This window comes from Pseudomonas sp. PDM20 (assembly GCF_014852575.3).
Taxonomy (GTDB): Bacteria; Pseudomonadota; Gammaproteobacteria; order Pseudomonadales; family Pseudomonadaceae; genus Pseudomonas.
The window spans coordinates 1,280,617-1,299,034 of record NZ_CM181224.1 but is presented as its reverse complement, the minus strand read 5'-3'; the positions used below and the strand labels follow the sequence as shown (position 1 = coordinate 1,299,034).

General features: G+C 67.6%; 9 protein-coding genes. 2 read left to right on the top strand and 7 right to left on the bottom strand.

Going from position 1 to position 18,418, the window contains the following annotated elements:
* Nucleotides 1-8: 8 nt before the first annotated feature.
* The 3 genes from IB261_RS06205 to IB261_RS06195 form a co-directional block, all read right to left on the bottom strand.
* Nucleotides 9-3,239, bottom strand: a complete 3,231-nt coding sequence (locus tag IB261_RS06205) for a hybrid sensor histidine kinase/response regulator (protein ID WP_192381662.1) — start codon at nt 3,237-3,239, stop codon at nt 9-11.
* A 144-nt stretch (nt 3,240-3,383) separates the two neighbouring features.
* A complete protein-coding gene (gene pvrR / locus IB261_RS06200) occupies nt 3,384-4,580 on the bottom strand; it encodes a response regulator cyclic di-GMP phosphodiesterase PvrR (protein WP_081517551.1) in 1,197 nt (398 codons plus the stop codon).
* On the bottom strand, nt 4,559-7,405 hold the full coding sequence (locus IB261_RS06195) for an ATP-binding protein (RefSeq protein WP_081517550.1): 2,847 nt from the start codon (nt 7,403-7,405) through the stop codon (nt 4,559-4,561). Before IB261_RS06195 ends, pvrR begins: the two co-directional genes overlap by 22 nt.
* Before the next feature lie 169 nt (nt 7,406-7,574).
* Here IB261_RS06195 and vapB point away from each other — a divergent pair, with 169 nt between their 5' ends.
* Both vapB and IB261_RS06185 read left to right on the top strand, forming a co-directional pair.
* Nucleotides 7,575-7,823 (top strand): type II toxin-antitoxin system VapB family antitoxin, encoded by a 249-nt coding sequence (vapB, locus tag IB261_RS06190; RefSeq protein WP_192381661.1) that lies wholly within the window; start codon nt 7,575-7,577, stop codon nt 7,821-7,823.
* Between the two features lie 25 nt (nt 7,824-7,848).
* Entirely contained in the window at nt 7,849-8,262 is a 414-nt protein-coding gene (locus tag IB261_RS06185) for a type II toxin-antitoxin system VapC family toxin (protein WP_081517548.1), read from the top strand.
* Nucleotides 8,263-8,295: 33 nt separating this feature from the next.
* On the opposite strand, the gene recD is transcribed toward IB261_RS06185, so the two are convergent.
* The 4 genes from recD to IB261_RS06165 all read right to left on the bottom strand — a co-directional run bounded on the left by recD (nt 8,296) and on the right by IB261_RS06165 (nt 18,390).
* The gene (gene recD / locus IB261_RS06180) at nt 8,296-10,323 is read right to left on the bottom strand and encodes an exodeoxyribonuclease V subunit alpha (RefSeq protein ID WP_192381660.1); all 2,028 of its coding nucleotides are present in this window, start codon (nt 10,321-10,323) and stop codon (nt 8,296-8,298) included.
* Entirely contained in the window at nt 10,320-13,994 is a 3,675-nt protein-coding gene (gene recB, locus IB261_RS06175; protein WP_192381659.1) for an exodeoxyribonuclease V subunit beta, read from the bottom strand. The genes recD and recB overlap by 4 nt, the downstream gene beginning before the upstream one ends.
* Nucleotides 13,991-17,458: an exodeoxyribonuclease V subunit gamma gene (recC, locus tag IB261_RS06170; RefSeq protein ID WP_192381658.1), complete on the bottom strand. Its 3,468-nt coding sequence runs from the start codon at nt 17,456-17,458 to the stop codon at nt 13,991-13,993. Before recC ends, recB begins: the two co-directional genes overlap by 4 nt.
* 101 nt (nt 17,459-17,559) lie before the next feature.
* A complete protein-coding gene (locus IB261_RS06165; RefSeq protein WP_192209917.1) occupies nt 17,560-18,390 on the bottom strand; it encodes a VirK/YbjX family protein in 831 nt (276 codons plus the stop codon).
* Between the last annotated feature and the right edge of the window lie 28 nt (nt 18,391-18,418).

Sequence of the window (18,418 nt, the reverse complement as noted above, 5' to 3'; positions counted from 1 at the left end):
ACAGGCTCTCAGAGGCTGGCCAGGGCCGCCTCGATTCGTCCCAGCAGCGCGTTCACCGCCGCGGACAGTTCCGGCCCGGCGGGCTGCGCGATCAGCGCCTCCTCCACCGCGCCGCAGGCATCACTCAGGCCATGGGCCTGGACCACCGCCAACGCGCCACGCAGGCGATGGACCTGCTGGCGGACGGTCGCCAGGTCGCCCGCCTGCAGGGCTTGGGTCACGCCCTGCATGTCCTGGCGCATGGTGCGCAGGAACAGCTCGCGCATCTTCTCCGAGACCTGGATGCGGTCCTGTGCCGGCTCCTGTCCCTGCGCCGGGTTTTCCGGCGGTTCTGCCGGCGCATGCCCGCAGACCTTGAGCAAGCCGTCGTGCAGCGTGCGCAGGCTCATCGGCTTGACCAGCCAGGCGTTCATCCCCACCGCCATGCAACGCTCGCCCTCCTCGCGCAGGGCATTGGCAGTGACGCCGATGATGGGCAGCCAGCTGTCCTGGCGACGCAGTTCGCCGACCAGTTCGTAGCCATTCATCACCGGCATATTCACATCGGTCAGCAGTGCATCGAAGGCGCCGGGCGCCCAACGCTGCAAGGCCTCGCGACCGTTGCTGGTGAGGGTGACGCGGCAACCCAGCTCCTCGAGCTGCTCCTTGAGCAGCGCCTGGTTGATCGGGTTGTCCTCGGCCACCAGGACCCGCAGGCCGAGCTTGCCCAGTCGGGCGACACGGGGAATCTGGCGGGGCTCGCCCCCTCCGCCCCGCTGCGCCAGGCGCAAGGCCTGGGCAATGCCGGACAGATGGTGGAGGCTGACCTCCCAGCCCAGGACTGAAGCTTGTGGCTGCACGCTGGCCTCGGTCAAAGCATTTACCCGCGCGCCGCTCCACAGCGGCTCGTCGCCGGCCTCGAGCAGGTCCAGCAGCACCGCACCAGGCGGAACGTCCAGCGGCAGCTCCTCCTGGACCAGCGCCGAGCCGCCCCAGCAGTCGACCCAGGCAGCCAGGTTCTGTGCCAGCTCCTTCACTGGCGCCCGCACGTAGACCGGTTGCGGTAGCAACGGCGCGTCGTCACCCAATGGCCGGGCGCGCTCCAGCACCGGCAGCACCAGGGTGAAGGTGAAACTGCTGCCCAGCCCGGTTTCGCTGACCACCCGCAGCTGTCCCCCCATCAGGTCGCTCAGTCGCGCGCAGATCGACAGGCCCAGACCGGTACCGCTGACCGTGTGCTCGTGGCCGTGAGCCTGGTAGAAGGGTTCGAACAGCCGCTGTTGCTGCGCGTCGGACATGCCGATGCCGGTATCGGTCACCTGCCACTGCAGGGCCGTCTCGCCCTTTTCGCCGACCACGATGCGCAGTCGCAGCACCACGCGGCCGATGTCGGTGAACTTCAGCGCATTGCTCAGCAGGTTGGCGAGAATCTGCCGGATGCGCGCAGCATCGCCGCGCACCAGGCTCGGAACATTCGTGTCGAGGCAGGCATACAGCTGCAGCTCCTTGCCCTCGGCCACGCCGGCATAGCTGGCGACCACGCCCTCCGCCAGCTCCAGCGGGTTGAACTCCACGGCCTCGAGCGCCATCTGCCCGGCCTCGATCTTGGACACATCGAGGATGTCGCTGATCAGTTGCAGCAGGGTCGAGGACGAGCGCTGGATGGTGGCGAGGTAGTCGCGTTGCTGGTGGCTCAGCTCGGTCAGGCCGAGCAGCTCCAGGGTGCCCAGCACCCCATAGAGCGGCGTGCGGATTTCATGGCTCATGGTGGCGAGGAACACCGATTTGGCCTCGCTGGCAGCATCCGCCGTGAGCTTGGCGTCGGCCAGCATCTGCTGCGCCTGCTTGTGCGCACTGATGTCGTTGAAGGCGCAGAGCACCACTTTTTCGCCACGGTAGCGGGTCGGTGCGAAGCTGGCATGCAGGGCGCGTCCTTCCACCTCGAAGACCAGTTCGCCGTTGCCCTCGCCCACCCTTGCGCTGAGGTCCCAGTCGCGGCTGATGCGGGTGATGGCCTCGCCATCGCCCAGCCATTGCTCGGCCAGGCGGTTCTGCATCACCACCTGATGGCCGCCATGGCGCAGCACGCACAGAGCCACCGGCGCGGTCTGGATCACCGCGCGACTGAAAGCATCGCTCTCGACCAGATCGAGGTGCGCCTGGCGTGCCGGCCCGATCACCCGCCGTGAATACCAGGAAATGGCCAGCCAGCCGCCAGCCAGGCTACCGAGGATCAGGGCCAGCCCGCCGAAGAACTCCCACTTGGCATAGCGGAAGAAACTGCCATAGCCCAGGTGATAGAGCCCGGTCCAGCCGCCGTCGAACTCACTGCGAATCTTGAACACCAGGCCGTCAGTCCCGATGTTGAGCCCATCCGCGTAGTCCCTTTCAGAACCGGGGACATCGATCAGCACGTTGCCGTGGGGGGTGATCAGCTCCAGCTCGTCGAACACCGGGCGATCGAGGATCTGCTCCATGTCATTGATCCGCCCCAGATCCAGCAGCGAAACCGCCACCACCCTGCGATCCAGGTCCGAATCCCACCAGAGGTCGTCAGGCAGGTCGAGGCTGACATAGGCCAGCAGTTCGCGACTGCCGCCCGTGTAGTTCTGCGCTTTTGCCCAGTGCACCCGCGTATCGCTGCGCTGGGGGGAGCGTGCTTCCAGCGCCTGGCGCACCTGCTCGATCACCGGCAGGTAGGAGCGCCGGGTCACCGGACGATGATCACGGAAGTTGCCGATGGCGGGCACCGCCAGGCTGGTCGGCCCATTGAGATCGAGTACCAGGACCTGCGGCGACGGGAAGGACGAAGTGCTCCAGTAACTGCTGTAGAAATTCGCCAGCATGACGCCGAAGGAGAAGGTTCCGGCCCTCGCACGCGGGCCTACGCCCCGTACCTGCTGCGCCAGGGTGAACGGCATGGCGAAGGAAAACTCCCGCCCTTCGTGGATCTCCATGCCGTTCTCGCTGACCAGCATTCGCCGTTGCAGCGGGATCACATCCAGGTCCTGACGCTGGGTGGAGGCGTCGCTCTGCTGGGCAACGCGGTTGAGGAAAGCCTCGTGCTCGTGGAGGTCTCCCACCAGCCGGCTGAAATGGAAATGCACCTTGTCCCGCTCTTCCTGCACCAGTCGGCCAAGCGCCCAGTAGCAGGCGCCAACCAGTATCAGCGCAAGGGAGACGGCACACAGCAGGACGATGTTCAGGCGCAGCGAAGTGCTCGCCAGTTTACGAATCGAGCCGTTGTCATGTTCCTGCATGCGAAGCATCCGGTGTCGCGGAAAGTGGCGGCGGAGGGCCCGCCGGATACCAGCAGACTGTAGATGTGAGTCAGGCATTAGGCGACCCGTCGGGCCTTTCGAAGCCGACGAGCATCCTGGCATCTGCGATGTTTCTGCCGTGGATCAATGTGCCATCGCGGAGCGTTCCTGGAGCAACTGGCGGGTGAATACGGCCGGCGGCACTGCCTCGGAGAACAGATAGCCCTGGGCGCAATCACACCGCAGCCGGCGTAGCAGCGCCAGCTCGTCCGGATGCTCCACGCCCTCGGCAATCACCTCCAGCCCAAGCTGCCGGCCGAGCTTGACGATGCTCTCCAGCGCCGCGGCCAGGCCGTCGTCGTCAACGCATCCGTGCACCAGCGCGCGATCGATCTTGAGCTCCGTGAAGGGTGTCGAAACCAGGTTGTACAGCGAGCTGTAGCCCTGGCCGAAATCGTCCTGGGCGAGGCCGAAGCCCTTCATGCGCAAGCGGCAGGTGCCGGCATAGTAGTTCGCCGGGGTCGCCGTGCTGCTGCATTCGAGCAGTTCGAAAACGATGTGCGCCGGCACTCCGCCACGGGCAGCGACGAAGGCTGCGAGCCGGTCCGGCAGCTCGGGATCATCCAGCAGGTGGGTCGGCAGGTTCACCGCCACCGACAGGTGAAAGCCCAGCTTGCCCCAGTCGGCCTGGGCCTGCAGCGCCTGTTCGAGCACCGTCCAGAGCAGCGCTTCATCCAGCCCGGCAGCGGTCAGCGCCGCCATGAAGCTGCCCGGCCGCAACACACCGTGGCGAGGATGCTCCCAGCGCACCAGCGCCTCCGCCGCAACGATGCGGCCATCGATCAGCGAGGCCTTGGGCTGGAACCACGCACAGAACTGCCGCTGCGCCAGGGCCTGTTCCAGCTCCTCGCGAGTCGGCGCGGGAACCGCCGGCGCACGCTGCTGCTCCGCACGTTCCAGGCGCAGGACGAGCTTCTCCAGCAGCCGGCGGATCACTGGCGCGCGGGCAGGCTTGGCGATCTGTTCCAGCACGGTGATGCCATGGGCGCGGGCCACCATGCAGGCACTGCCCATCAGCGGGCGCGAGGCCGAACTCATGATCGCCAGCAGCGGCGGATGACTCATTGCGGCCAGCCGCTGGATCAGCTGCACGCCGTCAAGGCCAGGCATCATCAAGTCGCTGACCACCAGGTCGAAGCGTTCCCGCGCCAGCCAGCGCAGCGCCTCGGCGCCATCCTCGGCGGCACGCAGCTGCACGGCACCCTGCTCGCGGAACAGGTTGAGCAGGTACTCCCGCTGGAAGGGCTGGTCTTCGACAATCAGGATTCGCTGATGTCGCATGGCGGCACCTCCGCGGGCAGGCTGGTCAGGCATTGGCGCAAGGTGCGCAGGTCCACCGGTTTGAGCAGGCAGAGGTTCATGCCGGCAGCGAGGCAGCGTTCGCTCTCCTCGTGCATGGCGTTGGCCGTGGCGCCGACGATCGGCCCGCGATAGCCGCGCTGGCGCAGCGCACGGGCCAGTTCGTAGCCGTTGATATGGGGCATGTTGACGTCGGTGAGCACCACGTCGAAGGCATCGGGCTGCCAGCGCGCCAGCGCCTGTCGGCCATCGGCGGCCAGTTCGACTGCGCAACCGAGCATCTCCAACTGGTCGCGCAGGATCAGCTGGTTGATCGGGTTGTCCTCCACCAGCAACACGCGCAGGCCGAGGCCGATATCGGGCAGGGTCTCGGCCAGACGCGTGGCCTCGCCACTGGTGCAGCCCTGCGCCGCTGCCAGGGCACGACGCAGTCCTTCGAGGTTGTAGCGACCCACATGCCAGTCGCAGCCTTCCTGGCGAGGCTGCTCGCCGCCCAGGTCGGTCACCAGCACCCGGCAGCCCCGCCAGGCAGGCAGCGGCTTGCGGTCGTGGGGATTGAAGCGCAGGTCCACCAGCACGCTGGACGCGTCTTCCTCGAGCGACTGGTCGGCGGCCACGACCTGGGCCCGCGCGCCCCAGCGGGTGATCCAGCCGCAAAGGCTATCGGCCAGTTCGCGGGTCGGTGCGTGCACCCACACCATCGCGTTGCACAGTCTGGGGGCGCTGGAACTCTGCCGGTCCACACATTGCAACGGCAGGCTGAGGGCAAAGCTGCTGCCCAGCCCCACGTCGCTGACCACCCGCAACTGCCCGCCCATCAACTCGGTCAGGCGCTTGCAGATCGACAGGCCGAGCCCGGTCCCGCCGGCCATGCGGGCGTTGCCGGAAACCTGGTAGAAGGCGTCGAAGAGGTTCTCCTGCTGGTCCTCGGGAATACCGATGCCGGTATCGGCCACCTGCCAGTGCAGGGTGTCGTTCCAGCCCTCGCCGGTCTCGGCGCGCACGCGCAGAACGATGCGCCCGCTGTCGGTGAACTTCACCGCATTGCTCAGCAGGTTGTTGAGAATCTGGCGGATGCGCGTAGCGTCGCCCAGCACCCGCTCGGGCATCTGCGAGTCACAGCAGGCATAGATCTGCAGGCCCTTGGCGCGAGCCGCGGCAGCGTATGACTGGACGCTGTCGAGGGTGAGCTCCAGCGGCGAGAACTCCACCGGTTCCAGACCCAGTTGGCCAACTTCGATCTTCGACACATCGAGCACATCGCTGATCAGTTGCAGCAAGGTCGAGGATGAGCGCTGGATGGCGCGCAGGTAGCCGGACTGCTGGTGGTCCAGCGATGTGCGGCCGAGCAGCTCCAGGGTGCCCAGCACACCGTAGAGCGGCGTACGGATCTCATGGCTCATGGTTGCCAGGAACAGCGTCTTGGCCTCGTTGGCGGTGTCGGACAGGCGCTTGGCTTCGGCCAGCGCCGCCTCGGTCTGCTTGCGCGCGCTGATGTCGCTGAAGGCGCAGCAGAGCACTTCCTCGCCCTTGTAGCGGGTCGGCGTATAGCTCAGGTACAGGTGCCGGCCGGTATGGGTTTCCACTTCCTCCGAGCCGCCCTCCTCGCCACTGCTGAAGCCACGCTCCAGCCAGCCGTGGCTCCAGTAGCGACGTTCGTCGCCGCTGCCCAGCCATTGCTGGGCAAGGCGGTTCTCCAGCACCACCTCGGCATCGCTGCGCCGCAGCACACAGAGCGCCACTGGCGCGGTCTGGATCATCGCGCGGGAGAACCCCTCGTTCTCCACCAGCGCAGTGAGGCGATGCTGCGCCGGGGCGATCAGGCGCCGGTTGATGCGCCGGCACATGCCCCAGACCAGCAGCGCGCAGCCCAGCAGGAAGGCCAGCGATGCGAGGATCCTGGGCCACATCGGCAGCAGCAGGTCGTACAGGTTGAAGTAGTAGATCAGCGACCAGTCGGAGCTGCCCAGGTGCTTGAGCAGCGCCAGGTGGCTGGGCAGCACACCGGGCCCGCTGAAGGCGAAATTGTCGCCGTCCCACAGGTCGCTGAACTGCAGGCCGAGCTGCGGCGTCACCGCGCTGCCGAGGATCGCCCGGTGATCACGGTCCAGCAGCAGGAAGCGCCCGGCCTCGGGCACGCCGAAGGCGGCGGAGAGGTCGGCGCCGAAAAGCTCCAGCCCCAGCCAGCCGTTGTCCTGCTCGCTGGTCACGCGGGTGAACAGGTACTGCCGCGCCTGCGGGTCGGTAGGGTCGGCGAGCCAGCGCACCTGTCGCTCCTCCTTCGGCGTACCGGGCTGCGCCAGCGCCTCGAGCACCGACGGCGGCACCACGGCGTTGAGCGCCGGCGCTCCGTACAGCCGGTTCACCGAGCGCTCCGGTTCGGGGGAGACATAGATCAGGTTCAGCCGCTTGGCCTCCATCTCCGCCAGGTCGCGCCCGGAAAGCGCCAGGCTCCAGCTGGAACCGGGCTCGCCGAGGGTGACGAAAATCTGCTCGTGGGGCGGCACCGGCACGCTCAACTGGCGCCACTGCACCGGTGGCTCGCGCATCTTCCAAGTCACGCCCCGGCTGATGTGCTCCAGCAGCGACTCGCGCTGGCTGAGATAATCCTGGGCCTCGTACATGGCCGCGTTCATCTGCCGGCGCAACTGCGACACTTCGCTGTTGAAGCTCGCGGCGAGGAACAGGCTGAGGGTGAAGAAAAGGCAGGCGATCACCACCCAGGCCAGCAGACGAAGGAGCTTTCGGGCCGCCTTCGGGGTGGAAAAGGACGAATCCTGACGACGAAGGAACTGCTTGAGTTTCATGGCCGCCAGCCTGGCGAAAAGCTTGCCAGGACGACATCAGACAAATCTAAAAAGTGTGGAAATGCGAGTTGCCGTCCATCTGGACCCATCGCCACCACAAAGACATATGCCTGGCATATGCTAGACTGACAGCATCAGATTGGCTGACCCATTTGCCAGGAGGTGCAACATGCCAACGACGACCGTTTCCCTGTTTCGCAACGGCAAGAACCAAGCCGTCCGAATCCCCAGGGACATGGAATTCAAAGGGGTAACCGAGCTGGTGATGAGCCGTGAGGGCGACACGCTGACCCTGCGTCCGGCGCGGCCGACCTGGAGCAGCCTGGCTGAACTCGAGCCCCTCGATGCTGATTTCCTGGGAGATCGCCCCGCGGTCATCGAGCCCGGCCGGGTAGACTTCAGCGAAGACGAGGGCTGACCCTGTGGCCGCTCCCGTGACGTACATGCTTGATACCAACATCTGCTCATTCATCATGCGCAACAACCCGCCCCAAGTCCTGCAGCGGCTGCAGGAGGCCTCGGAAACCGGCAATCGGTTGGTCATCTCGTCCATCACCTATGCGGAGCTTCGCTATGGCGCGGCGTCGCCGAAAGCTCCGAAGGCGGTGACGGCCTGGATCGATGCGCTGGTGCAGCGCCTGGATGAAGTACTGCCCTGGGACGTCGACGCCGTGGATACGTCGGCAGAACTCATGAAGCAACTGCTCCAGTCGGGAACGCCGATCGGGCCGAACGATACCGGCATTGCTGGCCATGCCTTGGCGGCCGACTGCATCATCGTAACCAACAACACCCGCGAGTTTCGACGGGTGCCGGGACTTCTGGTCGAGGATTGGTGCAACGACCAGCCGGCCTGAAGAAGGCCAGGATTGCCCAGACGCTCCGCTGCTTCAGGAACGATCCAGCAACCCGCTGGCCCGCTGCACCCGTCGTTCCGTCGCTGCCTCCAGCACCTGCCAGCCGCGCCCGGCGCTGGCCAGGGTGAACCATTTGCGCGCGCGGGTGATGCCGGTGTAGACCAGCTCGCGGGTGAGGATGGGGTTGAGGCTGTCGGGCAGCAGCAGCGCGGCGTGGGTGAACTCCGAGCCCTGGGACTTGTGCACGGTCATGGCGAACACGGTTTCCACCGCCTGCAGGCGGCTGGGCAGGATCCAGCGGATGGCGTCGGTACCGTCGCCCGCCGGGAAGGCCACGCGCGCCACCCAGCGCACCGAGCCATCGTCGGCCGTCTGCGGCAGCGCCAGGGTGATGCCGATGTCGCCGTTCATCAGTCCCAGGCCGTAGTCGTTGCGGGTGACCAGCACCGGGCGCCCGGCGAACCAGCCGCTCGCCGAGGGGATCAGTCCTTCGCGTTGCAGCAGGTCGCCGATCAGGCTGTTCAACCCTTCCACGCCCCAGGGCCCGCGGCGCAATGCGCAGAGCAACTGGAACTGGCCATGGGCTTCCAGCACCTTCCTGGCCCAGGTATCCAGTGCGACCTGATCGGCAGTGTCGGCCGGGCGCGAACCGCTGACGACGCGCAGGTAGTGGGCATAGCCGACCGGACCGAACAGGTCGCCACCGCGTCCGCCGTCGATCACCAGATCACGCAGGCTGCGGGTTTCCTGGGCGTCCACGGCGATGCGGGCGAGGTCCTCGTGCTGCGCCTTCCACACCTGGCGCAGGGCCGGGATATCGCCGGCGTTGACCGCCTCGGCCAACTGGCCGATGCCACTGTCGGCACTGAAACGGTGACTGTGGCGGAGCATCGCCACGGCCTGATCGAGGTCACTGCCGGAGGTGTCCAGCAATGCAGGGTCGATCGGCTCGCCGGTCACGGCTTCCAGCCAGTCGCGGGTGACCGGGCGGTAATGACCTTCGCGCGCGCGGCTGCACAGCTCGCCGAGCACTGCGCCGGCTTCTACCGAAGCCAACTGGTCCTTGTCGCCGAGCAGGATCAGCCGCGCGCGCGGCGGCAGCGCGGCGAGCAGCGAGGCCATCATTTCCAGGTCGACCATCGAGGCTTCATCCACCACCAGCAGCTCCAGCGCCAGCGGATTGCCGGCATGGTGGCGGAACTGGCGGCTGTCCGGCCGGCTGCCGAGCAGGCGATGCAGCGTGGTGACTTCCGTCGGGATCGCCTCGCGCGCGCCTTCGCCATTGGCCAGCCCGGCGAGGTCGAGGCGCTGCACGGCGCCGGCGATGGATTCGTTCAAGCGCGCGGCGGCCTTGCCGGTGGGCGCGGCGAGGCGGATGCGCAGCGGTCGCCCACCCTCCCCCAGCGCCAGGCTTTGCAGCAGGGCCAACAGTTTCACCACGGTGGTCGTCTTGCCGGTGCCAGGGCCGCCGGTGACGATGCCGAAAGCGTTGCCGGCGACCAGTGCGCAGGCAAGTTTCTGCCAGTCCGCGGGCGCGCCGGTTTTTTTCGGGAACAGCGCATCCAGCGCCTGGCGCAACTGTGCCGCAGGCAACCCGGCACGTAACGCATCGCCCTGCTGCAGACGCTGGTCGATACCGGCGCGCACTTCGCGCTCGTACTGCCAGTAGCGGCGCAGATACAGACGACGGCCGGACAGCACCAACGGCGTATCGCCAGGGCCTTCGCCGACCAGTCGCGGATCACTCAGCACGGCACGCCAGGCGTCGAGGTCGAAGCCGTCGAGCAGTACGCCAGGCAGCTCCGGGGCGTCCTTGGCCGAGTCGCCTTCAGGCGGCAGGGACAGGGCGAATCGGCTGTCGGCCAGGGTCGCTTCCAGGTCGAGGCAGACATGCCCGCGACCGAGCTGGTGGCTGGCCAGCGCGGCGGCGAGGATCAGCAGCGGATTGGCGTCGGGCGCGCGCTCGACCAGGAAGATCGCGAAGGCGCGGTCCAGCTCGCGCAGCCAGCCGCGCTCGGCCCAGCGACCGATCAGCTCAAGCATCTGGGCGGTGCTCTTCATGCCGGCACCTCCGCGCGGAACAGGCGGTCCAGCTCGTCCATCAGCGCCTTCGGCGGGCGCTCCAGGTACATGCCCTGGGTCGCCGAGGAACTGCCGCGCAGGAACAGGTACATCGCGCCTCCGATATGGCGGTCGTAGTCGTAGTCGGGCAGGCGCGCCTGCAGCAGCCGGTGCAGGGCGAACAGGTAGAGCGCGTACTGCAGGTCGTAGCGGTGCTCCAGCAGTGCCTCGCGCAGCGCGCTTTGGGTGTAGGCCTCGTCGTCGGCACCCAGCCAGTTGGATTTGTAGTCGGCCACGTAGTAGCGGCCCTCGTGCTCGAACACCAGGTCGATGAAGCCCTTGAGCATGCCGTTGAGCAGGTTCGCCTGCAGTGTCGGCCGCACCACGCCGCCGAGCGTATGGCGAGTCACGGCGGCGTCGAGGCGCTGGCTGTCGACATGGCGGGTGGAGAACCAGAACTCCATTTCCTTCTGGAAGGTGGTCAGCCCGGCAAGGCTGACCGGCGTGGCATCGGGCACACGGAAGGCCGTGCGCAGGTACTGCCCGAGCCAGCCGGTGAGCGGCTCGATCCACTCTTCCCAGCCGCGCACGGCGCAGCGCCTGGCGATCTGGTCGCGCAGCTGTTCTTCGTCGGCGTTGAAGCCTTCGTCGGCAGCCCACTCCAGCAGGCCGTGGAGGAAGCTGCCGGGATTCGCGCCGCGCGGGAAGGCGTGCAGGCTGAAGGGTGCGGGCACGGCTTCCAGCTCGCGATGTTCTTCCAGGCTGCTTTCGCGCAGCAGGTCTTCGCCGGCGCTGATGGGTTCGTCGGCGGCCGGCGCCGGGGCAATGTCGCTGTCTTCTTCAGTGGCCAGCGTCGCCAGCGCGGAATAGCTGGCGATCCACCATTTCTCCGCCACCCGGCGACGCGGCTCGCGGGCCGCGCCCAGCTCGCCGGCCTGCAGGCCAACGAAAAGCTCAGTGCCGACTTCCGGCGCCGGCTCCAGGGCGATCTCCACCTGGCCGGCCTGCAGGTCGCCCAGGCGCCCGGTCACGTCATCGACACTCAGCGCGTTGCCACCGCCCAGCAGGTAGCCCATGGCGCCCTTGTGCAGTTCGGGGCTCTTGCTGTTGCTCATCACCAGCGGCGCCATGCCCAGCCATACGGCGTGGCGCGCACGGGTCAGGGCCACGTAGAGCAGGCGCATGTCCTCGCTCAGGCGCTCGTCGTTGGCCAGCTGGAAGGCGGCCTTGGCCAGCTCCTTGTCGCGGGACAATTCGACTACCCGCGACTCGCCGGACTGGAAGCTCGGCGGCGTACCGCTCTTGCCGTCCAGCTCGCGCCAGGTGCAGATGAAGGGCAGCAGCACCAGCGGGTATTCCAGGCCCTTTGACTTGTGGATGGTCACCACCTTGATCAGGTCGGCGTCGCTTTCCAGGCGGAGGATTTCCTCGCTGGACGGGCTTTCCAGCTGCTCGGCCAGTACCCGCAGCAAAGCGTGCTCGCCATCCAGCTCCACGGCTTCGCGCTGCAGCCACTCCGCCAGGTGCAGCAGGTTGGTCAGGCTGCGTTCGCCATCGGTCTCGCGCAGCAGGCGCGCCGGCAGGGCGAAGTCGGCGAGCAGGCGACGCAGCATCGGCAGCACGCCCTGCTGCTGCCAGAGCACGCGGTAGTCGCGGAAGCGCAGCACCATGTCTTCCCAGAAGCGCTCGTCCTGATTCAGCCGCTCCAGGGTCGCCCAGTCCAGCGCCAGGCTGCGGGTCGCCAGGGCGATGCGCAGGGCGCCATCGTCGCCGGGATCGGCGCAGGCGCGCAGCCAGTGCAGCAGGTCGACGGCTTCGGGACTGTCGAATACCGAATCGCGGTCGGACAGGTAGACGCTGGCGAGCCGGCGTTTGGCCAACTCGCCGCGCACGGCTTCGGCTTCGCTGCGACCGCGCACGAGGATGGCGATATCCGCCGGGCGCAGGGCACGCCATTGGCCATCGGCGTCGCGGAAGCCGCTCTGTGCGGAGCTCAGCCAGCGCTGGATGGCGCTCGCGCTGCGCTCGGCCATCTGCTGGCGGTACAGCGTGGAGCCGCAGACCTGGCCGTCGTTGTCCAGTTGCCAGAAGGTCATGGCCGGCGGTTCGCTGCCTTCAAGCAGCAGCGTCTCGTCACGGCCACGCGCGTCGACATTGAGGAACGGCACCGGGTTTTCCTGGCCTTCCACGGCAAAGCGGAAGGCGCCACGCGGATGGCCTTCGGCGAACAGGAAGCAACGGTTGGCCGCCTTCACCATGGCCAGCGTGGAGCGGTAGTTGGTGCCCAGCGTGTAGTGCCGCCCGGCGGTGGCGGCACGGGCGCGCAGGTAGGTGTGGATGTCGGCGCCACGGAAGGCGTAGATCGCCTGCTTGGGGTCACCAATCATGAATAGACCGAGGTTTCGCGGGTTCTCGCCGATACGGTAGACGCGCTCGAAGATGCGGTACTGCAGCGGGTCGGTGTCCTGGAATTCGTCGATCAGCGCGATGGGGAACTGCTCGCGGATGCGTTCGGCCAAGCGCTCGCCACCGCTGCCGGCCAGGGCGCGGTCAAGGCGCACCAGCAGGTCGTCGAAGCCCAGTTCGGCGCGCTTCTGTTTTTCCACTTCGAGGTTGTGCCGCACTTCGCCCAGGGCGTGCAGCAGCAGTTGCGGGACGATCTCCGGGCGCTGCTCGGAACGCTCGACCCAGGCATCGATGGCCAGCAGCGCGGGGTGCTCCGGCACCACGGCCTTGGCTTTCACCTTGATCCGCGTCTGGCCGAACTTGGCCAGGTTGTCCGGCGCGTCGGCGCCTTCGCTCCAGGCATCCAGCGCTTCGATCCAGCCGGCGAACACGGCGTCGTCATCCTTGCCGCGATAGCTGTTGCCGTTGAGATCGCCGCGCAGGTTGCGCAGCAGTTCGGCGACGCCCTGGCGATCCGCCGCCCAGGCTTCTCGGGCGCGGGTTTCGGCGGCGGCGAGTTCGTCGTAGAACTGCCCGGTGGCTTCCAGCAGTTCGCCCAGCGAAGCCGGGGCGGTCAGCGGCTGGTCGGCGTAGCGGAAGCCGGCCTCCTGCGCCGCCAGCAGCGGTTGCAGGGCGCGGGCCAGCGCTTCGGGGCCGGCGTAGCAATGGCGCACGGCGTTGGCCGCCGCCACGCCCAGCGGGTAGAAGTTGCGCCGCCAGTAGTCGCGCACGGCCTCGGCCAGCAGTTCGCTCTGGTCGGCGGCAAGGTCCTGGGTGAACAGGCTGCCGCTGTCGAAGGCGTGCTCGCGCAGCATGCGGTAGCACCAGCTGTGGATGGTCGAGACGGCGGCCTCGTCCATCCATTCGGCGGCCAGCCGCAGCAGGCGTGCGCAGCCGGGCCAGCGCTCGGCGGCGTAGCTGTCGCGCAGCTTCACCAGCAGGCCGTCGTGCTTCTGCTCAGGCTCGGCAAAGCAGCGCGCGGCTTCGCCCAGGCGTGCGCGGATACGCTCGCGCAGTTCCTGGGTCGCGGCTTCGGTGAAGGTCACCACGAGGATTTCCGGCGGGCTCAACGGCCGGCCGAACGCGGCTTGCTCGCCGCCGTGATCGAGGACCAGGCGCACGTAGAGCAAGGCGATGGTGAAGGTCTTGCCGGTACCGGCGCTGGCCTCGATCAGCCGGCTGCCATGCAGCGGAAAGTCGAGGGGGTTGAGCTCGACGGCGCTCATTGTTCGGCCTCCTTGCGCTGCAACAGTTCGAACAGGGGCCCGTAGAGTGCTTTCGCCCAGGCAGCGAATTCCCCGTCGGCGTTGAGCGCAGAGAAGTCCGGGTAGACCCGCGCCAGCGCCGCCGAAGACGCCGCCTCGCCGCTCAGGTTGAAGCCGCCGTCGTAGCGCTTGGCGGCCTCGCGGGCGGCGCGATCTTCGTCATCTCCGGCGGCCAGCCAGGCGAACGCCGCCTTGCAGGCGACCGGCAGCGGGCGGCTCATGCCCTGGAACCAGGCGTCCATCAGGTTGTTCAGTTCGGCGCGGGCTTGCTCGGCCGGCAGCGGCGGGAATTCCAGGGTGCCAGTCAGCCCGACCAGCACGCTGGTCACCGGTTCGCCGCACAGCTGCAACGCCAGGTGGCGCACCCACGGGCGCACCAGCCCGTGCCATTTGTAGCCCTTGCCTTCATGCAGCTTGCCGCTGACCAGTTGCAGGCTGGCGAGTTGCCCGTCGGCGTTGCGGCGCAGGCCGCCAAGCCAGTCGGCCAACTGGATGCCGGCGTGTTCGTGGTTGAGCTCGCGCTGTTCGTCTTCCACCTGCGACCAGTGCTCCAGCTGTTCGCGGTAGCGCGCCAGCAGGTCGTGCAACGGTGCCACCAGCGCCTGGGCGGAGAAGTCACCGAAGGCCGCCAGCGGCAGCCGGCCTTCGCGGCGCAGGCGCTCGACCTGGGCGGTCAGTTGCGCCGCCAGCTGATCATCCTGCCAGTGCTGTTCCACCCAAGGGCGCAGGCGCTCGCAGAGCTCGAACTGCAATTGCCAGACATCCAGTCCGTTCAGCTCGAAGGGTTCCTCGTCCTGGCCAGTCAGTTGCTCCTCGCCGAAACGCACCTTGAGGCGCTGCAGGAAGAAGGCGCCGACCGGGTTGGCGAGGAAGTCCGAAACCACGCGCAGGCCGATGGGTGCGTCGAGCACCAGCGGCGACAGCGGCGCGTCGTTCGTCTCGCCATCGTGCTCGCGGTGCACATCGCGCCACTCACGGGCGTAGGTATACAGGCCGTCGATGCCCTGTACCGAGGGCGCATCGAAGTAAGCGCGGCTGAAGGGTTGCAGCGGGTGCTCCAGGGTCAGCCCGTGCAACAGGTCGCTATCGTTGGCGCCGTGCCAGCCGGCGGCGAGGTGGTCGCGCAACTGGCCGACCAGCACGGACGGCGGGCGCTCGCTGTTGTCGCGGATGCTCCGGCCAACCCAGCTGACGTAGAGCTGGCGGCGCGCGGAAAGCAGCGCTTCGAGCAAGAGGTAACGGTCGTCCTCGCGGCGCGAACGGTCGCCGGGGCGGTAGTCGTTGCGCATCAGGTCGAAGTCCAGCGGCGACTGCGGGCGCGGGTAGTCGCCGTCGTTCATGCCCAGCAGGCAGACCAGCTGGAAGGGAATCGCGCGCATCGGCATCAGGGTGCAGAAGCTTACCGCACCGGCGAGGAAGCGCTGGTTCAGGCCGCCGGCATCCAGCCCGCTGAGCCAGGCCTCGCGCACCACCGAAAGCGGCAGCGGGTCGGTGAAGCCGGCGTAGCCGCAGGTTTCCAGCCAGCCGTCGAGCAGGTCCAGCAGTTGCTGGCGGAGCAGTTCGTCGTGGTCGTCGGTGACCCGGAAGAAATCTTCCAGCAGGCCGCGCAGGCGTTGCACCCAGGTCGCCGCGTCGGCTTCCTCGGCGAGCAGGTCACAGGCCTTTTCCAGTGCGCCGAGCAAACCGGCCAGCGGGCCAAGGGCGGCGGCGTCGAGGCCGCCGATTTCCGCGTAGGGCTGGATACCCTGGAAGGCATCGCCCTCGCCCACCGCAAAGCCCAGCAGCATCCGCCGCAGGCCGAAGCGCCAACTGTTGGCTTCAGCGGCAGCGGGCAGGCCAAGGCGTTCGCGCTGCTGGCCGTCGAGGCCCCAGCGCACACCGGCGCCATCGATCCAGCGGCGCAGCAACGGCAGGTCGGCATCGGCCAGGCCGAAGCGCGCGCGCACGGCGGCGACGTCCAGCAGGTCGAGGATTTCGCTCACCGCGAAACGGCTATCGGGCAGCCGCAGCAGGTGCTCCAGCGCCACCAGCAGCGGCTCGCGGCCGCGCTGGCCCTGGTCGGCCAGGGTGTAGGGGATGAAGCGCTTGTCGTCGCGGGCGATCTGGCCGAACACGGCTTCGATGTGCGGCGCGTAGGGGTTGATGTCCGGGACCATGACAATCACGTCGCGCGGACGCAATGTGGGGTCGGCATCGAAGCGCGCGAGCAACTGGTCGTGGAGGATTTCCACTTCGCGCTGGGCGCTGTGGGCGACGTGGAAGCGCACCGAGTCATCGGTACGTGGGTCGACTGCCGGCCAGTGCTCGCGGGTCTCGTTGATCGGCCGCAGTTCGAGGATGTCGTCCTGCAACTGGCCGAGCAGGCTGCCCGGTTCCACGTCGCTGAACAGGTCGATACGCCCGTTGCTCACTGCGCCCAGGCGCGCGCGGTAGGTTTCCGGATCGTCGTACTGGTCGAGCAGGTTGATGTAGTCGCGGCCCTGCTTGCCCCAGGCAGCCAGCAGCGGCTGGGCGTACTGGTGCTGCTGGTCGTCGCTGAGCAGCTCCGGTGTGCCGGCGCGACGGCGCTGGCGACGGTATTCGTGGCGCAGCAGGTCCTTGTCGGCAACGATGTCGGCCCAGTGGTGACGGCAGGGGTTGTGCACGCAGAGCAGTACCTGGGCGTGGCGCGCCAGCACCGCGAGGGCCTCCACTGTCTGTGCGGGCATGGCGGAGATGCCGAATACCACCACGCGACGCGGCAGGTTCGGCAGCAGGTTTTCGGCGCCCTTCAGCTTCTCGATGAAGCGCCCGTGCACACCGGCACGGCTGGTGGCCAGGCCTTCGGTGCCGACATCGTCGAGCAGCACGCGCCACAGGGCAGCCTGCCAGCGATTATCGGCCTCCAGCTCGCGGACTGTGCCGTTGGCCAGGCGCAGCTGATCGACGCTGCGGCTCCAGTCCTCCAGCCAGTCGGCGCGGTAGACCTGGTACTGGTCGAACAGGTCGGCCAGGCGTTCGGCCAGCTGGTGGCGCTTGCGCAGGTCGGCGTCGTCGGCGAGAAAACGTTGCAGGGTGGCGAACTCGTCGCGCTCCAGCAGCGTGGGCAGCAGGCGCATCAGACGCCAGGTCAGCGGGCCCTTGTCGAGCACCGAGACCTCGGGGATTTCATCGCGGCCCAGCGCCCCCCGGTAGGCACGCCAGAGGAATTGCGCGGGCAGTTGTACGTCCAGCGCGGCAGTGACGCCGCAGCCGCCGTCCGCCACGTCACGCCCCAGCGCCAGCTTCAGCCACTGGGCGATGCCGTTGCTCTGCACCAGGATGACTTCGTTCTCCAGCGGCGCCAGCGGGTGCAGGCTCATCCACTGCACTAGCAGATCGCGCAGCGCTTCCGGATGGTTGCCGTGGATCACCATCAGGCCGGGGGTCAGTCGCTGCTCGCTCATCGTGTCTCCTGGTGCGGAGCGGGCAACTGGGAGCGCCCGCCGGGGATGTCGGGCATTTCACCAAAAAAGCGGGCGGGCGGGGCAGTTTTTTACAGGGCGGCTCAGGCGGCGACGGCACCCTGCTCCCAGACTTTGCGGATGGAGCAGGCGATCTCTTCACGCAAGGCTTCGCGGCGACGAAACTCGCTGCGCCGCTGGCTCTTCACCTCGGCGATGTCACGCACCGGTTCGCGTTCGGGCAGGCGGTACCAGTGACGGTCGTGGCGGTTGCCCTGGAGCTCCAGCCAGAAGGCGTCGTAACTGGACTTGAGCTTGTGCGAACAGGTGTGTGCGGCGTCGCTGATGCCCAGCAACCGGCGGCCACCCATCTGCTCGCCCAGCGTATAAAGAGCGGTGAGCAGCAGGCTCTTGGGGCGCAGACCGAACATTTCCTTGCCCAACCATTTGACGGTGCCTTCATCCATCGTCGTGCGAGGGCCCTGCAGCCCACCGATCAGCAACTGGCCATTCTTCCCGAGGCTGAAACTCAGGGAGTACAGGCGCTCGCCGTCGGCATTGCGCAGGTACAGGCCCAGTTCCCCCTCGCGATAGAAATCCGAGGGTTCCAGCAGCACTTCCAGCGCGTCCCCGCTTTTCAGCGGAACCCGGCTGAGGTGTACCGTCCCCAGCGCCAGCAACTTGTCTCTCCAGCCGCCGGGCAGGCACTGAAGCTGCGAATAGTGCTCCAGCAGCGCAGCAAGCCGGCGCCGCACGCTCCAGTGGCGACACAGATACTTTCGCCGGTGCTTCCGGGCGGGAGGCAAGCCGCCCCTGTAGGACTCCGACAGCACAGGCATGTGCGCGATGCAGCGCGACCAGCGCCAGTGGAGACGGGGAAACAGGGCCGCGGCCAGCGCCAGTTGGCCGGTCTTGCGAATGGTTTTCCAGCGCATGAGTGAGAGGGCTCCGGAGCGGGAGAAA